General features: G+C 66.6%; 15 protein-coding genes and 1 tRNA gene. 12 read left to right on the top strand and 4 right to left on the bottom strand.

Annotated elements, in window-relative coordinates; all coding sequences use genetic code 11:
• Positions 1-53 precede the first annotated feature (53 nt).
• A complete protein-coding gene (locus AC5RWX_RS03105; protein WP_493943412.1) occupies positions 54-482 on the top strand; it encodes an HIT family protein in 429 nt (142 codons plus the stop codon).
• Between the two features lie 100 nt (positions 483-582).
• Here AC5RWX_RS03105 and hrpA read toward each other — a convergent pair whose 3' ends face one another.
• A complete protein-coding gene (hrpA, locus tag AC5RWX_RS03100) occupies positions 583-4,602 on the bottom strand; it encodes an ATP-dependent RNA helicase HrpA (protein WP_493943411.1) in 4,020 nt (1,339 codons plus the stop codon).
• Between the two features lie 352 nt (positions 4,603-4,954).
• Between hrpA and AC5RWX_RS03095 the strand changes: the two genes are divergently transcribed.
• The 3 genes from AC5RWX_RS03095 (at position 4,955) to AC5RWX_RS03085 (ending at position 7,764) form a co-directional block, all read left to right on the top strand.
• On the top strand, positions 4,955-5,968 hold the full coding sequence (locus tag AC5RWX_RS03095; protein WP_493938829.1) for an ABC transporter substrate-binding protein: 1,014 nt from the start codon (positions 4,955-4,957) through the stop codon (positions 5,966-5,968).
• Positions 5,969-6,074: 106 nt separating this feature from the next.
• Positions 6,075-6,974, top strand: coding sequence for an ABC transporter permease (locus AC5RWX_RS03090; protein ID WP_493943410.1), 900 nt, complete (start codon positions 6,075-6,077; stop codon positions 6,972-6,974).
• A gap of 1 nt (position 6,975) precedes the next feature.
• Positions 6,976-7,764, top strand: a complete 789-nt coding sequence (locus AC5RWX_RS03085) for an ABC transporter ATP-binding protein (protein ID WP_493943409.1) — start codon at positions 6,976-6,978, stop codon at positions 7,762-7,764.
• 38 nt (positions 7,765-7,802) lie between these two features.
• On the opposite strand, the gene AC5RWX_RS03080 is transcribed toward AC5RWX_RS03085, so the two are convergent.
• Positions 7,803-8,801, bottom strand: a complete 999-nt coding sequence (locus AC5RWX_RS03080) for a helix-turn-helix transcriptional regulator (RefSeq protein ID WP_493943408.1) — start codon at positions 8,799-8,801, stop codon at positions 7,803-7,805.
• Between the two features lie 156 nt (positions 8,802-8,957).
• Between AC5RWX_RS03080 and AC5RWX_RS03075 the strand changes: the two genes are divergently transcribed.
• Complete coding sequence (locus AC5RWX_RS03075; RefSeq protein ID WP_493938837.1) at positions 8,958-9,515, top strand: DinB family protein; 558 nt, start codon at positions 8,958-8,960, stop codon at positions 9,513-9,515.
• Positions 9,516-9,583: 68 nt separating this feature from the next.
• Here the strand turns inward: AC5RWX_RS03075 and AC5RWX_RS03070 are convergent, their stop codons facing one another.
• Positions 9,584-9,751, bottom strand: a complete 168-nt coding sequence (locus tag AC5RWX_RS03070; protein ID WP_493938839.1) for a hypothetical protein — start codon at positions 9,749-9,751, stop codon at positions 9,584-9,586.
• An 81-nt stretch (positions 9,752-9,832) separates the two neighbouring features.
• Between AC5RWX_RS03070 and AC5RWX_RS03065 the strand changes: the two genes are divergently transcribed.
• Both AC5RWX_RS03065 and AC5RWX_RS03060 read left to right on the top strand, forming a co-directional pair.
• Positions 9,833-10,828: a GlxA family transcriptional regulator gene (locus AC5RWX_RS03065; protein ID WP_493938841.1), complete on the top strand. Its 996-nt coding sequence runs from the start codon at positions 9,833-9,835 to the stop codon at positions 10,826-10,828.
• A 149-nt stretch (positions 10,829-10,977) separates the two neighbouring features.
• A complete protein-coding gene (locus AC5RWX_RS03060) occupies positions 10,978-11,598 on the top strand; it encodes a hypothetical protein (protein ID WP_493938843.1) in 621 nt (206 codons plus the stop codon).
• Between the two features lie 110 nt (positions 11,599-11,708).
• Here the strand turns inward: AC5RWX_RS03060 and AC5RWX_RS03055 are convergent.
• A tRNA-Arg gene (locus tag AC5RWX_RS03055) sits at positions 11,709-11,781 on the bottom strand.
• A 219-nt stretch (positions 11,782-12,000) separates the two neighbouring features.
• On the opposite strand from AC5RWX_RS03055, the gene argS reads away from it, so the two are divergent.
• Genes argS through thrB form a run of 5 tightly spaced genes read left to right on the top strand, consistent with a single transcriptional unit; the run spans position 12,001 to position 18,595 of the window.
• Positions 12,001-13,644 carry an arginine--tRNA ligase gene (gene argS, locus AC5RWX_RS03050; protein ID WP_493938845.1) on the top strand — a complete coding sequence of 548 codons (1,644 nt, stop codon included), beginning with the start codon at positions 12,001-12,003 and terminating at the stop codon, positions 13,642-13,644.
• Entirely contained in the window at positions 13,644-15,134 is a 1,491-nt protein-coding gene (locus tag AC5RWX_RS03045) for a diaminopimelate decarboxylase family protein (protein WP_493938846.1), read from the top strand. The genes argS and AC5RWX_RS03045 overlap by 1 nt, the downstream gene beginning before the upstream one ends.
• Positions 15,135-15,189: 55 nt before the next feature.
• Positions 15,190-16,515, top strand: a complete 1,326-nt coding sequence (locus tag AC5RWX_RS03040; protein WP_493938915.1) for a homoserine dehydrogenase — start codon at positions 15,190-15,192, stop codon at positions 16,513-16,515.
• Positions 16,516-17,616 (top strand): threonine synthase, encoded by a 1,101-nt coding sequence (gene thrC / locus AC5RWX_RS03035; protein WP_493938848.1) that lies wholly within the window; start codon positions 16,516-16,518, stop codon positions 17,614-17,616. It begins immediately after the preceding gene.
• Positions 17,609-18,595 carry a homoserine kinase gene (thrB, locus tag AC5RWX_RS03030; protein WP_493943407.1) on the top strand — a complete coding sequence of 329 codons (987 nt, stop codon included), beginning with the start codon at positions 17,609-17,611 and terminating at the stop codon, positions 18,593-18,595. The genes thrC and thrB overlap by 8 nt, the downstream gene beginning before the upstream one ends.
• Positions 18,596-18,635: the final 40 nt, after the last annotated feature.

The raw sequence follows: 18,635 nt of genomic DNA, 5'->3' as shown, positions 1-18,635 counted from the left end.
GACTGACTGACTTTGACGACTGACTGACTGACCGACTGACAAGGATGGCGTACATGAGCACACTCTTTACCAAGATCATCGACGGCGAGATCCCCGGGCGCTTCGTCTGGAAGGACGACGACGTGGTGGCTTTCCTGAGCATCGGTCCGCTCGCGGACGGGCATGCGCTGGTGGTGCCCCGGCAAGAGGTGGACCGCTGGACCGACGCCCCGGCCGACCTGCTGCAGAAGCTCACCGCGGTCGCCCAGACCATCGGCAAAGCCCAGGTGGAGGCCTTCGGTGCCGCCCGTGCGGGCCTGATCATCGCCGGCTTCGAGGTAAACCACCTGCACTTGCATGTCTGGCCGTCGAACTCCGAGGCCGAGTTCGACTTCAAACGCGCCCAGCAGAACCCCGATCCGGACGTGATGGAGGAATCCGCCAAGCGTCTTCGGGCGGCTCTCCGCGACGCCGGCCACGGAGACTTCGTCCCGGCGGACTGACCCGGGCCTGCGCTGAGGGGCGCTTGGTGCGGCGGGCCGGGCACTGTGCCGGGTTAGCCTCGGCGCCAGCCCCAGAGGTCAGCAGACCCGGCGCCCGCCCTCAGCCGGAAAGCGCCTCGTGCAGGGCCGCCCGGACGCGCTTCTCCGACACCGAGAACGCCGTGCCAAGTTCCTGCGCAAAGAAGCTGATCCGCAGTTCCTCCAGCATCCAGCGCACCTTGTCCAGTCCGGCGCCGTCCAAGCTGCCGGGCTTCAGGGCCGCCCGGGCGTCGTCGTACTCGTCTTCGAGGCGCTGAACCACGGACATCTGCTGCGCATCGCGGCCCACGGCCGTGGGGAGTTTCTGCAGCCTGCGCTCGATGCCCTCCAGATAACGCGGCAGTTGGCTCAGCTGTGCATAGCCGGTGGCAGCCACGAACCCGGGGTAGACCAGCTGCTCCAGCTGGCTCTTGATGTCGGAGAGCGGGCTGATCAGGGCCAGGCTGGCGTTGGACTTCAGTTCCTTCTGGATCCGCCGCGTGCTGGAGAGGATCTTCTCCACAATGGCGGTCACGGTAAAGACGGTGTCGATCAGATCGGCGCGGACCTGCTCGTAGAGCGCGTCAAACCCGGCCTTGGTGAACGGCAAGTCGGCGGGCACCAGTTTATCCACCGCTGCCTGCGTGCAGTCATCGATAAGCGACGCGACCGAGCCGTGGGGGTTCTGCGTGAAGGTCAGCTTCTCGGTGTTGTTCAGGTGGTCCAGCACGTACCGCTGCGGCGAGGGGACGCGCAGCACCAGCAGCCGGATGAGACCTGCGCGCATGGCCGCCTGCTGACCTGCCGGGGTCTGGAAGACCCGCACACCCGCGGTGGTGCCCTCGTCCACCAGCGCCGGGTAACCGGTCACGGTGTGGCCGGCCACCTCGCGCTTGACCTCGCGGGGAAGGTCACCTTCCGGCCAAGCGGTCAGGCCGCTGCGTTCCTGCACGCCGCCGGTAGTCTGCGCGGGGGAGGGCGACGACGGTGTGCCGGCACCGGGGACGGCACCGGCCGCGGCGGCTCCCTGCCTGCCGCCGTGCTTGCCGTGTTTCTTGCCGGCGGTGCCGCGGCCCTGTCCGGTCGAAGATTGAGCCGGTGGTCGACCAAGGCCGCTCGCGGCCGCGTGGAGACTCGGCGTCGCGCCCAGCGACTCGGCGATCGCCCGCCGGTTGGCCGGCGCCAGTTCCTGCTGCAGCCGCGACAGGTCCTTGGCCTCGTCCAGCACCTTGCCCTTGCCGTCCACCACCTGGAAGGTCATCCGCAGGTGCGGCGGCACGGTGTCCCAGTTCCAGGAACCGGGCGGGATGATGTGCCCCTTCAACCGGCGCAGCACCAGTTCCAGCGAGGGCTCCAGCTCGTCCTCGGCCGGATTAAAGTCAGCTGCCAGCGCCGCGGCCGCGCTCCGCGCCACGTCCGGGGCCGGGACAAAGTTCTTACGGATCTGCTTGGGCAGCGACTTGATCAGTGCCGTCACCAGTTCCACCCGAAGCCCGGGGATCTGCCAGCGGAAGGGGGCTTCGTCCAGCTGGTTCAAGAACAGGACCGGCACGTGCACGGTCACGCCGTCGGACGGATCCGGAGCGGCGCCCGGTGCCACCGGCGAGAATTCGTAGCTCAGCGGGAGCTCGAACGATCCCTGCTGCCAGATCTTGGGGAACGCCGCAGCGTCCAGTTCCTCGGCGTCGGCAGCCAGCACGGCGTCCGGATCGAAATCGAGCAGCGTGGGGTTGTCCGCCCGGGCATCCTTCCACCACTTGTCGAAGTGCCGTTCCGAGACCACATCGGGGCCGATCCGCTCGTCGTAGAACTCGAACAGCGTTTCGTCGTCCACCCGCAGGTCGCGGCGGCGCATCCGGGTCTCCAGTTCCTCGACCTCGGCCAGCAGCCTGCGGTTGCGGTGGAAAAACTTGTGGTGCGTTCGCCAATCGCCCTCCACCAGGGCATGGCGGATGAACAGCTCGCGGCTGAGTTCTTTGTCGATCCGGCCGTACTGGATCCTGCGCTGCGGCACGATCGGCACCCCGTAGAGCGTGACCTTCTCGTAGGCCATCACGGAGCCCATTTTCTTGGACCAGTGCGGCTCCGAATACGTTCGCTTGCACAGCTGGGGCGCAATCTCCTCGGCCCAGCCGGGATCAAAGGTTGCCGCCACACGGGCCCAGAGCCGGGACGTTTCCACGAGTTCAGCCGCCATCACCCAGTCCGGCGACTTCTTGAACAGCGCCGAGCCGGGGAAAATGGCGAACCGAGTGCCGCGGGCGCCGGCATATTCGCGTTTGCGTTCCTCGTACACGCCGATGTGGCTGAGCAAGCCGGCCAGCAGCGACTTGTGGATGTCGTCGTGCTTCCCCACGGGGTCCACATCGCGCCCGGACCCCAGCGTGATGCCCAGCGGCTTGGCCAGCTGGCGCAGCTGGGCGAACAGGTCCTGCCACTCGCGGACCCGCAGGTAGTTAATGAACTCAGTGCGGCACAGTTTGCGGAACTGCGTGGAGGAGAGTTCCTGCTGCTTCTCCTGCAGGTAGCGCCAGAGGTTTAGAACACCGGTGAAATCGGACTTCTCGTCCACGAAGCGCTTGTGCTTCTCGGTCGCCTGCTGCTGTTGGTCGGTAGGGCGTTCCCGCGGATCCTGAATGGTCAGCGCAGCCGCCAACACCATCACCTCGCGCACGCATCCGCGCTGGCCCGCTTCCACAATCATCCGGCCCAACCGTGGGTCCACCGGCAGCAGCGCCAGTTTGCGCCCGACGGCGGTGAGGCCCGCGCGTGGAGATCCGGCCGCCGCGGCGCCGGGTTCGGGCAGCGCACCGAGCTCACGCAGGAGGGTGACGCCGTCGTTGATGGCCCGGGTCTCGGGCGGCTCCACGAACGGGAACGCCTCGATGTCCTTGGTGTCACGCGCCACCCCCATGGCGGTCATCTGCAGGATGACCGCGGCCAGGTTGGTGCGCAGGATTTCGGGGTCGGTGAATTCCGGCCGCGAGTCGTAGTCCTCTTCGGAGTAGAGCCGGATGGCAATGCCGTCGCTGACCCGGCCGCAGCGGCCCGAGCGCTGGTTGGCCGAGGCCTGCGAGATCCGTTCGATCGGCAGCCGCTGGACCTTGGTGCGGTGCGAGTAGCGGGAGATGCGCGCCGTGCCGGTGTCAATCACGTACTTGATGCCCGGCACGGTCAGCGAGGTTTCCGCCACGTTGGTGGCCAGCACAATCCGGCGCTGGCTTCCGGGGGAGAAGACGCGGTGCTGCTCCGCCAGCGAGAGCCGGGCATACAGGGGCAGGATCTGGGTGCCCGCCAGCCGCCGGTTGGTTTTGATCCTGGCCGTGAGGGCGTCGGCGGCATCGCGGATTTCGCGCTCGCCGGAGAAAAAGACCAAGATGTCGCCGGGCGCTTCCAAGGACAATTCGTCCACGGCATCGCAGACGGCGTCGAGCGGGTCCCTGTCTTCCTCCAGCTCGTCCGCGTCCAGGTTGTCGGCGTCCGAACCCGCCGGCTGGTTCAGCGGGCGGTAGCGGATCTCCACGGGGTAGGTCCGGCCGGAGACCTCGATGACCGGGGCGGGTTCGTCGTCGTTGCCGAAGTGGCGGGCGAAGCGCTCCGGGTCGATGGTGGCCGAGGTGATGATCACCTTCAGGTCCGGGCGCTTCGGCAGGATGCGCTTGAGGTAGCCCAGGATGAAGTCGATGTTGAGGCTGCGTTCGTGCGCCTCGTCAATGATGATGGTGCTGTACTTCTTCAGCAGCTTGTCGTGCTGGATCTCGGCCAGCAGGATGCCGTCGGTCATCAGCTTGATCCGTGTTTCGCGGCTGACTTCACCGGTGAAACGGACCTGGAAGCCCACCTCCTGGCCAATCTGTACGTCCAGCTCTTCGGCGATACGCTCGGCAACGGTCCTGGCCGCCAGCCGCCGGGGCTGGGTGTGGCCGATCAGACCTTTCTCGCCGAGGCCCAGCTCCAGGCACATCTTGGGGATCTGGGTCGTCTTGCCGGAGCCGGTTTCGCCGGCGATGACGGTTACCTGGTTCGCGGCGATGGCCGCCATGATGTCCTCGCGCCGCTCTGAAACCGGCAGGGCCGCGGGATACGTGATGTTCACAGCCATGATTGATCACAGTCTAGCGGCTGGCACAGCCGCTCTTGGCCGGCCGGACAGGGGTCCACAAAGGGAAGCTGCCCGTGGACAAAAATAAATATCCGGCGACATTAGGATGCAATCTGTCCGGGGAGGGAGACGTATCTCATATGGTTGTCCTGACCCCGCGGGTCTGGTTAGACAATGTGACTCCGTTCACAGGTAAGATCTTCAGGACGCTTTCCGCAGGGATCGCTGCCACATCTTCCGGCGCCGACGACGCTGCCGTGCGTGGCGGACCGCAACAGCTGCACCGGGGAGGGGCAGTCAGGCGGAAACGTGCCGGACTACCGGCACGTGATGGACACTCGAAAGGAACACCGTGAAGAAACGTTCTACCAAGCTCGGCCTCGGTGCAGGCCTGCTGGCCACCACCCTGCTGGTTTCGGCGTGCGGCAGCTCGGCATCGTCCGAAGGCAACGCCGCCGAAGGGGCTCCCGAATCCGTAGAAATCGGCATCAGCCAGATTATTTCGCATCCGTCCCTGGACGCGGCGAACGAAGGCTTCAAGAAGGCGCTGGCCGACAACGGCTACGTCGAGGGTGAGACCGTGACCTACGACGAGCAGAACGCGCAGGGCGACCAGGCCACGGCCACCTCCATCGCCGGCAAGTTCGCCAGCGACAAGAAGGACCTCATCCTGGCGATCGCCACGCCGACCGCGCAGGCGGCCGTCCAGGCCATCGTGGACACCCCGATCCTGTTCACCGCCGTCACCGATCCGGTATCCGCCGACCTCGTGGAGAGCATGGACGCCCCGGGGTCCAACGTCACCGGTACTTCCGACCGCAACCCCGTCGAAGAGCAGCTGGCCCTGGTCAAGGAACTGAACCCGGACGCGAAGTCCGTGGGCATCGTCTACTCCTCTGGCGAGGTCAACTCCGGCGTCCAGGTTGAGTGGGCCAAGGAAGCCGGCAAGAAGCTGGGCCTGGAGATCAAGGAAGCCGCCATCTCCAACTCCACCGAAGTCCAGCAGGCGGCCGAGTCGCTGGACGTCGATGCGTTCTACGTCCCGACCGACAACGCCGTCGTCTCGGCCCTGGAGTCGCTGATCCAGGTGGCCGAATCCAAGAAGGTCCTCACCATCGCCGCCGAAGGCGATTCGGTCAAGCGCGGCACCGTGGCCACCTACGGCATCAACTACGAAAAGCTGGGCTACCAGACCGGTGAGATGGCCGTAAAGATCCTCAAGGGCGAGGCCGAGCCGGCATCGATGCCGGTGGAGACCCAGACCGAGCTGGAACTCTACGTGAACCCGGCTGCCGCCAAGCGCACCGGCGTCACGCTGCCCGACGGCTTCACTGACAAGGCCAAGGCCGAGCACGTCTTCGAGTAAACCCGAAGGCACTTCCAGCGCGAGCTGCAGAAGTCCGCAGTCCGTCCGGCGACCGGCCACCCCGGCCGCCGGACGGACCCGACGAGAGAACCAAGGTCCTTTACCTATGATTACCGCGGTTGAGCTTGGGCTGATCTACGCGATCATGGCCCTGGGGGTCTATCTGACCTTCCGCATCCTCAATTTTCCCGACCTAACCGTCGACGGCAGCTTCACCACCGGTGCCGGAGTTGCCGCCATCAGCATCATCAACGGCATGCCGCCGGTGATGGCCACAGTTTTGGCCTTCATTGCCGGCATGGCTGCCGGCGCCGTCACCGGCCTGTTGCATACCAAGGGCAAGATCAACGGCTTGCTGGCCGGCATCCTCACGATGATTGCCCTCTATTCCATCAACTTGCGCATCATGGGCAAAGCCAACCTGCCGCTGCTGCGTGAAGAAACCCTCATTACGCCGCTGCGTGAAGCAGGCTGGCTCGGTGGCATCGGCGCCATCGCCATCTTCCTGCTGGTCGCGCTGGCGGTGAAGGTGATCATGGACTGGTTCCTGCACACCGACGTCGGGCTGGCCATGCAGGCCACCGGCGACAACGAACAAATGATCCGCAGCTTCGGCGTCAGCACCGACAACCAAAAAATCCTTGGCCTGTCGCTGTCCAACGGACTGGTAGCACTCTGCGGGGCGTTCATTGCCCAGTACCAGGGGTTTGCCGACATCGGCATGGGCATCGGCCTGATCCTGGCCGGCCTGGCCTCGGTCATTATCGGCCAGGCCATCTTCGGCACCCGCCTGATCTGGATCGCCACGCTGGCCGTGGTGTTCGGGTCGGTGCTCTACCGCGTGGTCATCCAACTGGCGTTGGAAGCCGGGCTGAAGCAGACCGACATGAAACTGGTCTCCGCCGTGCTGGTGGTCATGGCGCTGCTCCTTCCGCAATGGAAGGTCTTCGCCCGGGTCGGTGGTCTGGGGAAGATGAAGAAGTCCCTGACGGGAGCGAAGGGCTGACATGCTGGAAATCACTAACGTTCACAAGACCTTCTTCGCGGGAACCGTCAACGAGCGTGTTGCCCTGCGTGAGATCAACCTGTCCCTGGCCGCGGGCGAATTCGTCACGGTCATCGGCAGCAACGGCGCCGGAAAATCCACCATTCTGAACATCACCTCCGGCAAGCTGCGTCCGGACACCGGCACGGTGAGCATTGACGGCAAGGACGTCACCAGGCTGGCCGACCATCAGCGCGCACGCTTCATCGGGCGGGTGTTCCAGGATCCGATGGCCGGCACCTCGCCGGAAATGACCATCGAAGAGAACCTGGCCATCGCCTATGAGCGCGGCAAGCGGCGCGGTCTGCGGCCCGGCGTGACCCGCAAGAAGCGCGAGTTCTTCAAAGAAGAGCTGCGCTCCTTGGAGTTGGGGCTGGAGAACCGGCTCAAGACCAAGGTGGGACTGCTCTCGGGCGGCCAGCGGCAGGCCCTGTCGCTGCTGATGGCCACCTTCAGCAGTCCGAAGATCCTGCTGCTGGACGAGCACACCGCCGCACTGGATCCGCAGCGTGCGGACCTGGTCAGCCGGCTGACCGCCGAGGTGGTGGAGCGCCATCAGCTGACCACCCTGATGGTCACGCACAACATGGAGCAGGCGCTGCGGCTGGGCACCCGGCTGATCATGATGCACGACGGCCAAATCATCCTGGACCTCAATCAGGAGCAGAAACTGAAGGCCACCGTGCCGGACCTGCTGCACGAGTTCGAAAAGATCAAGGGCGTGGTGGACGACCGCACCATGCTCCAGTAGCGCCTGGTGCTCCCGGAGTAACGCGTCCCAGACCAAACCTACGACGGCGGCTGTCCCACCCATGCGGGTGGGGTGGCCGCCGTTTTGGCGCCCGCGGCAGCAGCCAGCCGGCCGCCGAGCTCCGCGGCTCGTTGCCGGAATTCCGCCGGTTCCAGGATCTCGAACGCGAAGCCGACGGAGGCCAGCTGTACCAGCGGATAGTCGAGCGAATCGTAGCCTGCCCGCAGCACGGTGGCATCGCCGTCGTCGGAGAGGGCCGCGATGTTCGGTGGGATGCGCTCGGCGACGGCCTGCAGCGGGGCATCGATCCGTACCACCACGTCGAACTGGTACGGCGACCGGGTGATCGACTGCTGGACGTACGCGGCGAGGTCCGGCTGCGGCAACTGTCGCGGTGTGAAGCGCTCCCGGGGCGTCGGTACGGACTCGAAGCGGTCCACCCGGAAGGTGCGCCAGTCCCGCCGACCGGTATCGAAGGCCACCAGATACCAGCGCCGGCCCGTGTCCACCAGCCGGTACGGTTCGGCCAGCCGGCGGGAGGATTCGCCGTCGGCCTTGGCGTAGCGGAACCCGATCACGCGTCGCTCGGCGATGGCCCCGGAAATACCGGTCAGCACCTCGGGATCCACCGCGGCGGTGGGGCCGGCCAGGGTGACCACTGCGTTCTTCAGCGTGGAGAACTTGGGCCGCAGCCGCGAAGGCAGGACCTGCTCCAGCTTGGTCAGGGCGCGCAGTGAGGCTTCGCCGACGCCCGCCACCGGGCTGGCCGTCACTGCGCTGAGGCCCAGGGCCACGGCCAGGGCTTCGTCGTCGTCAAGCAGCAGCGGCGGAAGCTGGGCCCCCGCGCCCAGCTGGTAGCCGCCGGCCACGCCGGGGGAAGCGTTGATGGGATAACCCAGGCTGCGCAGCTTGCCGATGTCCCGGCGTACCGTGCGCTCGGTGACGCTCATCCGCTCGGCCAAGGCGGAGCCGGTCCACTCCCGGCGCATCTGGAGCAGGGAAAGCAGTTGCAGCAGTCGTGCGGACGTTTCGAGCATGGAGCCCAATCTACCCACCATTGCGGACGGGAAGTGTCCGCGATGGTGGCGCGGAAGAGGCATCGTGGCCCCCGGGCACTGGGCAAGACCTGGCCTACCCTTCAAGATGGACTCGAGGGTCCGCCTGACCGGGTTGCAGGCGGGATGGGAGCGGCGATGTCATTCAACGCAGCAGTGGAGTTGGTTGAACAACTGACCTGGCACTGGGACGCCCAGGCGCGGCCCCGGTTGCACGGACTCACCGACGAGGAGTATTTTTGGGAGCCGGCCGAGGGCTGCTGGAACGTCCGACGCCGCGGCACCAGCACGGCCCAGATGGCGGTGGGCGCCGGGGACTTTGTCATCGAATTCGCCTTGCCGGAACCGAAACCCCCGCCCTTCACGACGGTGGCCTGGCGCCTGAACCACATTCTGGTGGGGGTGCTGGGAAGCCGGAACGCTTCACACTTTGGCGGCCCGGAGGTGGGCTACGAGTCCTTCGACTATCCGGCAACCGCCGCCGGGGCGTTGGCCTTGCTGGACGAATACTACGAACGGTGGCTTGACGGTGTCCGCGCGCTCGGCGAGGACGGGCTGGGCCGGCCGTGCGGACCGGCGGAGGGGCATTTTGCCGACCGGTCCATGGGGACGCTGGTGCTGCACATCAACCGGGAAATGATTCATCATCTGGCCGAGATTGCGCTCTTGCGGGACTTGTTCGCCCACCGTCAGTAGCATGACGGAGCCCGGCCGGGTAGCGGTCGGGCTCGGGGGTGGATGGAGGCCAGGCAAGAACGGTTAGCTCAGACCAGCCGGACGAGATCGGAATAGGGGCGGCTCGGGATGGAGCCCGCGGTCCAATCGGCGTGCGAACGTTCCGGCGGGGTGGCGCCGCGTCCGTCCCGGATAACCAATCGGAGGGTGGCGACGATGACGAAGAGTGCCAAGACGGTGATCAGAAGTAGTTCCATGCCTCAATGGTGATCCTGATGCAGCCCAAAAAAGAGTGGCAGAAACGACCATAAAGCATAAAAAACTGCCATACTGGTTGCATGTTGAAAACAGTGGCTGTGGTGGTGCTTCCCGGGGCCGCGCCGTTCGAGTTTGGCGTGGTCTGCGAGGTCTTCGGCATTGACCGGTCCGACCGTGGCACGGGCGTTCCGGCGTTCGACTTCCGGATCTGCACCACGGTGCCCGGAGTGGTCAGCAGCAAGCTGGGATTCTCCCTCAACGTCCCGCTTGGGCTGGAGGCGACGGCCGATGCAGACCTGGTGGTAGTTGCCCCCTACCAGCAGATGGATCAAGTCCCCGACGAGCTGCGGGACGCCCTGCACGCCGCGCACGCCCGCGGCGCCTGGGTGTTGTCCGTGTGCTCGGCGGCCTTTGTGCTGGCCGAAGCGGGACTGCTGGACGGCCGCCGCGCCACAACGCACTGGCAGTACTCCCACCAGTTGGCGGCCAGCTATCCGCAAATCGACGTCGACGAAAACGTGCTGTATGTAGAGGACGACCGCATCATCACCAGCGCCGGAACGGCCGCGGGGATCGACGCCTGCCTGCACTTGGTCCGGACCGAACTCGGGGCCTCGGTGGCCACCGCCATCGCCCGGGACATGGTGGTGCCGCCGCACCGGGCCGGCGGGCAGGCGCAGTACATTGACCGCCCGATGTCGCTGGCGGGCTGCCACACGCTCAAAGACCTGTTGGTGTGGCTGGATGAAAACCTGGCCCAGGACGTGACGGTCGCCCAGTTGGCCGCCAGGGTGCACATGTCCGAGCGCACCTTCGCGCGCCGGTTCCGGGCCGAAACCGGTGCAACACCTGCAGCATGGATCAACGCGCAGCGGGTCCTGCGCGCTCAGGAGTTGCTGGAGGAATCGGATCTGAATATCGAGGAAATCGCACGGCTCACCGGCTTCGGCCAAGCGGTGCTGCTGCGACACCATTTCGCCAAGTCCGTCGGCGTGAGCCCGGCGGCCTACCGCCGCACTTTCCGCGGCAGCGGCGTTTCGGCCAAGGCTCTTCAGTCTGCGGCCGCGGCCCATTAGCGACTGTCAGGCCCTGGATCCGCGATGACTGCCCTTGTGCTGCGACCATGCCGCATGGACAATCATAAGCGTGCTTAGTATATGGGCTGGCATCACCGGTCAGTGGGTTGCTAGGCGCGCGACACAACGTGAGCAAGGGAGATCCGGTGATGAGTTCGTTTTCAGCAGGAGCCAGCAGTTCAAAGGAACGGCGCAATGATGTGGTGGCCGCCGAGCATCGCCAGTTCGGCGGCATGAAGTTCGGGTCGGCGTTCTTCGGCTGGATAGCCGCCACGGGTATAGGAGCGATTCTGACTGCGCTGGTGGCCGCCATCGGCGCGGCCACCAGCTCGCAGAGCGCAGATCCGAGCCAGGCCGCCGAGCAGGCGTCCCAAAATCTGGGCACGGTGGGCATTGTCGGCGGTATCGCCCTGGCCGTGATCCTGTTCATTTCGTACTTCTGCGGCGGGTATGTGGCAGGACGGATGGCTCGGTTCGACGGTGTGAAGCAAGGGTTGGCCGTGTGGCTCTGGGCCGTCGTGGCGGCGATTGTCCTGGCCGTGCTGGGGCTGATCGTCGGTAGCCAGTTCAATGTCCTCAGCACGTTGAACGGTTTCCCCCGCCTTCCCGTGGGTGAAGACACGCTGACGACCGGCGGGATCATCGTCCTGGTGGTTGCGGCACTAGTCTCGCTGGCGGGTGCGCTGCTCGGTGGCAGGGCCGGAATGCACTTCCACCGCAAAGTGGACCAGGTCGGTGTGGACCACAGCCTGGGGTCGGCAGAGCGCTGACGCAGGCGGCTGCCAAAGCCAGACAGACAGGGGCAAGGTGCTCCGGCTGGCGCTTAAACAAGGAATCCCCGGCCGATTGGCCGGGGATTCCCCTTGTCCTGCATCATCAGTGCCCTCGATAGGATTCGAACCTACGGCCTTCTGCTCCGGAGGCAGACGCTCTATCCCCTGAGCTACGAGGGCGCGGCACCGGCTGTTCGCCTGGTGCCCTGCGGGACCTATTGAGCTTATCAGCATCCGGCCCGGCAAAAGAAATGCGCAACGCCGCACCGCCGGAGGGCCGGTCGTGGGGGAGCGGCCGGCGACCGCGCCGAAAGGCGCCCCCGAAAGACCGGTGCGAGCCCCGTCACAGCCGGACCGCGGAAAGCCGGGCGGTACAAGCGATTGCCCTATGCTTGTGGGGTGACTCCTGAAGAACTTTCCGCTGCCATTGCCGCCTGCCTGCAGGCCGCCGTCGACGCCGGCGATTTCGCCGTCGAAATGCCGGACGAGGTCCGGGTGGAGCGACCGAAGAACCGGGAGCATGGGGACTGGGCCACCAACATTGCCATGCAGTTGGGCAAAAAGGCCGGCATGAATCCCCGCCAGTTCGCGGAGATCCTCAGTGCTCGCTTGGAGAAGATCGACGGCGTGGCCCGGGTCGAGATTGCCGGCCCCGGCTTCCTCAACATCACCGTGGATGCCGCCGCCGCCGGCGTGCTGGCCAAGAGCATCGTCGAAGCTGGAACCGGCTACGGTACCAGCGATGATCTGGCCGGGCAGCGCATCAACCTGGAGTTCGTCTCCGCCAACCCCACCGGCCCGATCCATCTGGGTGGCACCCGCTGGGCAGCGCTGGGCGATTCGCTGGCGCGCATCCTGGTTGCCCAGGGCGCGGACGTCGCGCGCGAGTACTACTTCAACGATCACGGTTCGCAGATCGACCGCTTTGCCCGCTCCCTGCTGGCGAAGGCCAAGGGCGAGCCCGCACCTGAGGACGGGTACGGCGGAGATTACATCGCCGACATCGCCAACGCGGTGCTGGAACAGAACCCCGGCGCGCTCTCGGCTGCGGACCCGCAGGAAGAATTCCGCAGCCGCGGCGTCGAGTTAATGTTCGCGGCCATCAAGAAATCGCTGCATGAATTCGGTGTGGATTTCGATGTGTACTTCCACGAGAATTCGCTGTTCGAGGACGGCGCCGTCGAGAAGTTGCTGGAAGAGCTGAAAAGCTCGGGCAGCCTCTACTTCAACGACGGCGCATGGTGGCTGAAGTCCACCGACTTCGGCGACGATAAGGACCGCGTGGTCATCAAGTCCGACGGCAACGCAGCCTACATCGCCGGTGACATTGCCTACTTCAAGAACAAACGGGACCGCGGGTTCGACCTCTGCATCTATATGCTCGGCGCCGACCACCACGGCTACGTCGCCCGGTTGAAGGCCGCCGCGGCCGCCATGGGCGACAGCGCCGACCGGGTGGAAGTGCTGATCGGCCAGATGGTCAACCTGGTCAAGGACGGCAAGCCGATGCGGATGTCCAAGCGCGCCGGCACCGTGGTGACCATGGAGGACCTCGTCGACGCGGTGGGCGTGGATGCGGCCAGGTATGCATTGACCCGCTCGCACGCCGATTCGAACATCGACATTGACCTGGACCTGCTGGTCAAGCACAGCAACGACAACCCGGTCTACTACGTGCAGTACGCGCATGCGCGCACCTGCGCCGTCGCCCGCAATGCAACTGCCTCCGGAGTGGACCGCAGCACGTTCGACGCGTCGCTGCTGGACCACGCCACCGAGAATGAACTGCTGGCCGTGCTGGGCGCCTACCCGTCGGTGGTCGCCATGGCCGCGAAGTTCCGCGAACCGCACCGAGTCGCCCGCCACCTGGAAGTCATCGCCGGCGCCTACCACCGCTGGTACGACGCCTGCCGCGTCACCCCGATTGGCGACGGCGAAGTGACCGACACGCACCGTACCCGGCTGTGGCTGAACACCGCCGTGACCCAGGTGCTGGCCAACGGTCTGGACCTGCTGGGCGTCAGCGCCCCGGAGAGGATGTAATGCCCACAGCACAAGAATCCGGCGCCGCGTCCGAGCTGGCCCCGGACTGGCTGACCTGCCCGCAGGATGTCAACACGCTGGACGCCAAGCTGTGGGCCCAGGACGTGGCCCGCGGTGCAGCCGGAGAGCTGGAAGTCTCCGGCATCGGCGTCGCCGCGCTCAAGGAGCAGTTCGGCACGCCGCTGTTCGTGGTATCCGAGGACGACTTCCGCGCCCGTGCGCGCGCCTTCAAGCAGGCCTTCGACGATGCCTTCAGTTCGCTGTGCGGCGGCGTGGACGTCTACTACGCCGGCAAGGCGTTCCTCAGCGTGGAGATTGCCCGCTGGGTGGCCCAGGAAGGGCTTCGGCTGGACACCTGCTCCGGCGGCGAGCTTGCCGTTGCCGCCCGCGCGGGCATCCCGGGGGAGGACCTGGGCCTGCACGGCAACAACAAGTCGGACGCCGAGATCCACCGCGCGCTGGACATGGGCCTGGGCCGCATTGTGGTGGACAGCCTGGATGAACTGGCTCGGGTCGGTGCGATCGCCGCAGCCCGCGGCGACATGGCCAACGTGATGCTGCGGCTGACCCCGGGCGTGCACGCGCACACCCACGAGTTCATTGCGACGGCGCATGAAGACCAGAAGTTCGGCCTCTCGATGGCTGCCGCCGACTCCGGCCAGGAACAGGACCGTCCGGAGCACGACGGCGGCGCGTCGGCTCAGTCTGCCGGCTCACCCGCCGCGCAGGCCGTGGCGGCGGCGCTGGCGCACGAGTCGATCAACCTGCTGGGCTTGCACTGCCATATCGGCTCGCAGATTTTCGAGCCCGAGGGCTTCGCACTGGCGGCTGAACGGCTGCTGACCTTCGTCGCGCAGGTCCGGGAGGATCACGGCGTTGACCTGCATGAACTCGATCTGGGTGGCGGCTACGGCATTGCCTACACCGAAGCCGACACCCCGCGCCCGCCGGCCGAACTCGCCCAGGCGATGGCCGCCGTCGTGCGCGCCACCACCGAGCGGCTGGGCATCCCGGTGCCGCGGATCTCGATCGAGCCGGGCCGCGCGATCGCCGGGCCGAGCACGTTCACCCTCTACTCGGCCGGTACCCGCAAGACCGTGCAGGTTGACCTGGACGGTGGCGGCAGCAGTCCGCGGCGCTATGTGTCGGTGGACGGCGGCATGAGCGATAACGCCCGCCCGGTGCTCTACGACGCCGATTATTCGGCCGTGTTGGCTTCCCGTGTGACGGAAGCAGCGCCGATTATTTCCCGCGTGGTTGGTAAACACTGCGAGAGCGGTGACATTGTAGTCAGGAACGTTTACCTGCCCGAGGACATCGAGGCGGGGGACCTGCTGGCAGTGCCGGCGACCGGGGCCTATTGCTGGGCGCTCTCCAGCAACTACAACTACGTTGCCCGGCCGCCCGTAGTGGCGGTGCGCGGCGGGCAGGCGCGGTTGATCATCCGCGGCGAAACCGAAGACGACCTGCTGGCCCGCGACCTGGGCTGACCCCCGGCGGCGGCAGGCAAGGCGAGCGAGACAAAAGACTGAGAGTTTGGGCAGCATGAAAACGCTGAAAGTAGCACTGTTGGGATGCGGGAATGTCGGAGCCCAGGTGGCCCGGATCCTGATTGACGACGCCGAAGTGCTCGCCGCGCGCACCGGCGCGCGGCTGCAACTGACCGGGATCGCGGTGCGCGACGTTGCCGCCAAGCGGACAGTGGAGTTGCCCGCAGAGCTGTTCACCACCGAGGCCGAGCCGCTGGTCAAGGACGCCGACATTGTGATTGAGCTGCTCGGCGGACTGGAGCCGGCCCGGACGCTCATCCGCACCGCGATCGACAACGGCGCCGCGGTGGTCACCGGCAACAAGGCCCTGCTGGCGGCCGAAGGCCAGGACCTGTACGCCCGCGCCGACGAAGCCGGCGTCGAGCTCTCCTTCGAAGCAGCAGTTGCCGGCGCCATCCCGCTGCTGCGGCCCATCCGCGAGTCGCTGGCGGGTGACCGCATCACCAAGGTGATGGGCATTGTCAACGGCACCACCAACTACATCCTTGACCAGATGGACTCCACCGGCGCCCAGTTTGCCGATGCGCTGGCCGCCGCGCAGGAACTCGGCTACGCCGAGGCGGATCCCACCGCCGACGTCGAAGGCCATGACGCCGCAGCCAAGGGCGCGATCCTGGCCGAGCTGGCCTTCCACAGCGCGTTCGACCTGGCCGATGTGCAGTGCGAGGGCATTAGTTCCATCTCCGCGGACGACATCGCCGCGGCCAAGGACACCGGCTACGTGATCAAGCTGCTGTCCATCGCCGAGCGGCTGCGCGGCGCCGACGGCCGCGAGGGCGTGGCCGTGCGGGTCCACCCGACCCTGCTGCCGCGCAAGCACCCGCTGGCAGCCGTGCACGGAGCGTTCAACGCGGTCTTCGTGGAAGCCGAAAACGCCGGCGAAATGATGTTCTACGGCCAGGGGGCCGGCGGGGCGCCGACCGCTTCAGCCGTCGTAGGCGATGTGGTCAGCGCCGCCCGGCGCATGGTCGGCGGTGGCCCCGGCCGGACCGAAACGCCGACGGTGGCGCTGCCCGCCGTCGGACTGGACTCGGTCAAGACCAGCTACTATGTCGGCCTGGAAGTGGCCGACCAGCCGGGCGTGCTGGCCAAGATTGCCGGCGTCTTCGCCGACCACGGCGTCTCCATCGAGACCATGCGCCAAACCATTCACGCCGAAGCGCACCCGGACGCCGCCGAGGCCGGCGGCCAGCTGACCGCCGAACTGCGCTTCGTCACGCACCGGGCGTCCGAGGCGTCGCTGGCCGCGACGGTTGAGGCCGTGCGCGGGCTCGATATTGTCAACGCTGTAACCTCTGTCCTGCGAGTAGAAGGAATCTAAGTGGCCCACCAATGGCGCGGCGTCATCCGTGAATACGCGGACCGGCTGCCGGTAACGGAGCAGACCGAGATAATCACCCTCGGCGAAGGCGGCACCCCGCTGGTGCATGCCAAGGCGCTCTCCGAGCTGACCGGCTCCGAGGTGTACCTGAAGGTGGAGGGGATGAATCCCACCGGCTCCTTCAAGGACCGCGGCATGACCATGGCCATGACGGCGGCGGTGGAGGCCGGCGCCAAGGCAGTGGTCTGCGCGTCCACCGGCAACACCTCCGCCTCCGCGGCCGCCTACGCCACCCAGGCAGGGCTGAAGTGCGCGGTGCTGGTGCCCGCCGGCAAGATCGCCATGGGCAAGATGAGCCAGGCAATCGCGCACGGTGCCGAAATCATCCAGATCAATGGCAACTTCGACAACTGCCTGGAAGTGGCCCGCAAACTCTCCGAGGCCTACCCGGTGTTCCTGGTGAATTCGGTGAATCCGGCACGCATCCAGGGCCAGAAGACGGCAGCCTTCGAAACGGTCGACTACCTGGGCGACGCGCCGGACATCCACGTGATGCCGGTGGGCAACGCGGGCAACATCACCGCCTACTGGAAGGGCTACCAGGAGTACGCCGCGCCGTACGAGTCCGCTACCGCCGGCATGCTCGGCCCGGTCGCCACCAAGACTCCGACGCTGTGGGGCTTCCAGGCCGCCGGCGCCGCCCCGCTGGTGCTGGGGCACCCGGTGACCGAACCGGAGACCGTCGCCACCGCGATCCGGATCGGCAATCCGGCCTCCTGGGACACCGCCATTGCTGCCCGCGACGAGTCCGGCGGCCTGATCGACTCGGTGACCGACGACGAGATCCTGGCCGCGCACCGCTGGCTGTCCTCGAAGGAGGGCGTCTTCGTGGAGCCCGGCTCTGCCGCGGGCGTGGCCGGCGTAATCAAGAAGCACGCCGCCGGCGAAGTGCCCGCGGGCAAGACCATCGTCATCACGGTCACCGGACACGGCCTGAAGGACCCGCAGTGGGCGCTGCGAACCGAGGACGGCAGCGAAGCGTCGCCGATCAAGGTGGACTTCGACGTGGTCAGCGTGGCCTCCGCCCTGGGTCTTGAGTAGCAGCACCTTGGCGGGGGAGGACGCCGCGGTGGCCGGCCGCATCGCGCCCGGCCAGCGCGTCACGGTCCGGGTGCCGGCCACCAGCGCCAACCTGGGGCCGGGCTTCGACAGCCTGGGCCTGGCCTTGTCGTTCCATGACACCGTTACGGTGGAGTCGACCGACGACGGTGTTTTCCACGCTTCCGTCACGGGTGAAGGCGCGGCCAACCTGCCCTCGGACGAATCGCACCTCATCATCCGCACCCTGCGCGACACGCTGCGCCAGGCGGGGTACGACGCCGATGGGTTGCGTTTGGAAGCCGAGAACCTGATCCCGCACGGGCGGGGGATGGGTTCCTCCGCCGCCGCCGTGGTGTCCGCCGTGCTGTTGGCCGATGCGCTGCTGCCGGAACAGGCACGCCTGGGGGCCGGGAAGATCCTGCAAATCTGTTCCACTCTGGAAGGCCATCCGGATAACGTGGCGCCGGCGCTGAGCGGCCAGTTGGCCATCTCCTGGGAGGAAGCCGGTGTGTTCTATAGCACCCGGGTTCCGATCTGCCCGGACGTCGTGCCGGTGGTGGCCATACCGTCCTACGAACTCTCCACCGAAACGGCACGCAATCTGCTGCCGGCTTCGGTTCCGCACCACGTTGCTGCCGCCAACTCCGGCCGCGCCGCACTCCTGGTCCAGGCACTCACCCGCGACCCGTCCCTGCTGCGGGCAGGGACTGAAGAATGGCTGCACCAGCGGCACCGGGCGCCGGCGATGAAACCCAGCGCTGCGCTCATCGAGACGCTGCGCGGCCAAGGCCATGCGGCCGTCGTGTCCGGAGCCGGGCCGACCGTCATGACGCTGGCCGCGGATGAGGCCGAGGCGGCGCAGGTCCAGAAGGCCATCGCCACCCATCTGGACCAGCTCGACATGCCGGGGAACTGGCGTGTTCTGAAACTGGCAGTAGACACAGATGGTGCTAAAGTGGAAGTGCACCCCCGGGATTAACCGGCGAGGAACCCTGTCCGGATATTCCGGATCACGCAAG

The sequence above is a fragment of the Arthrobacter sp. SPT-J7 genome, from assembly GCF_059089965.1.
The sequence above is the reverse complement of the archived record's forward strand: the minus strand, read 5'-3'. Positions and strand labels throughout refer to the sequence as shown.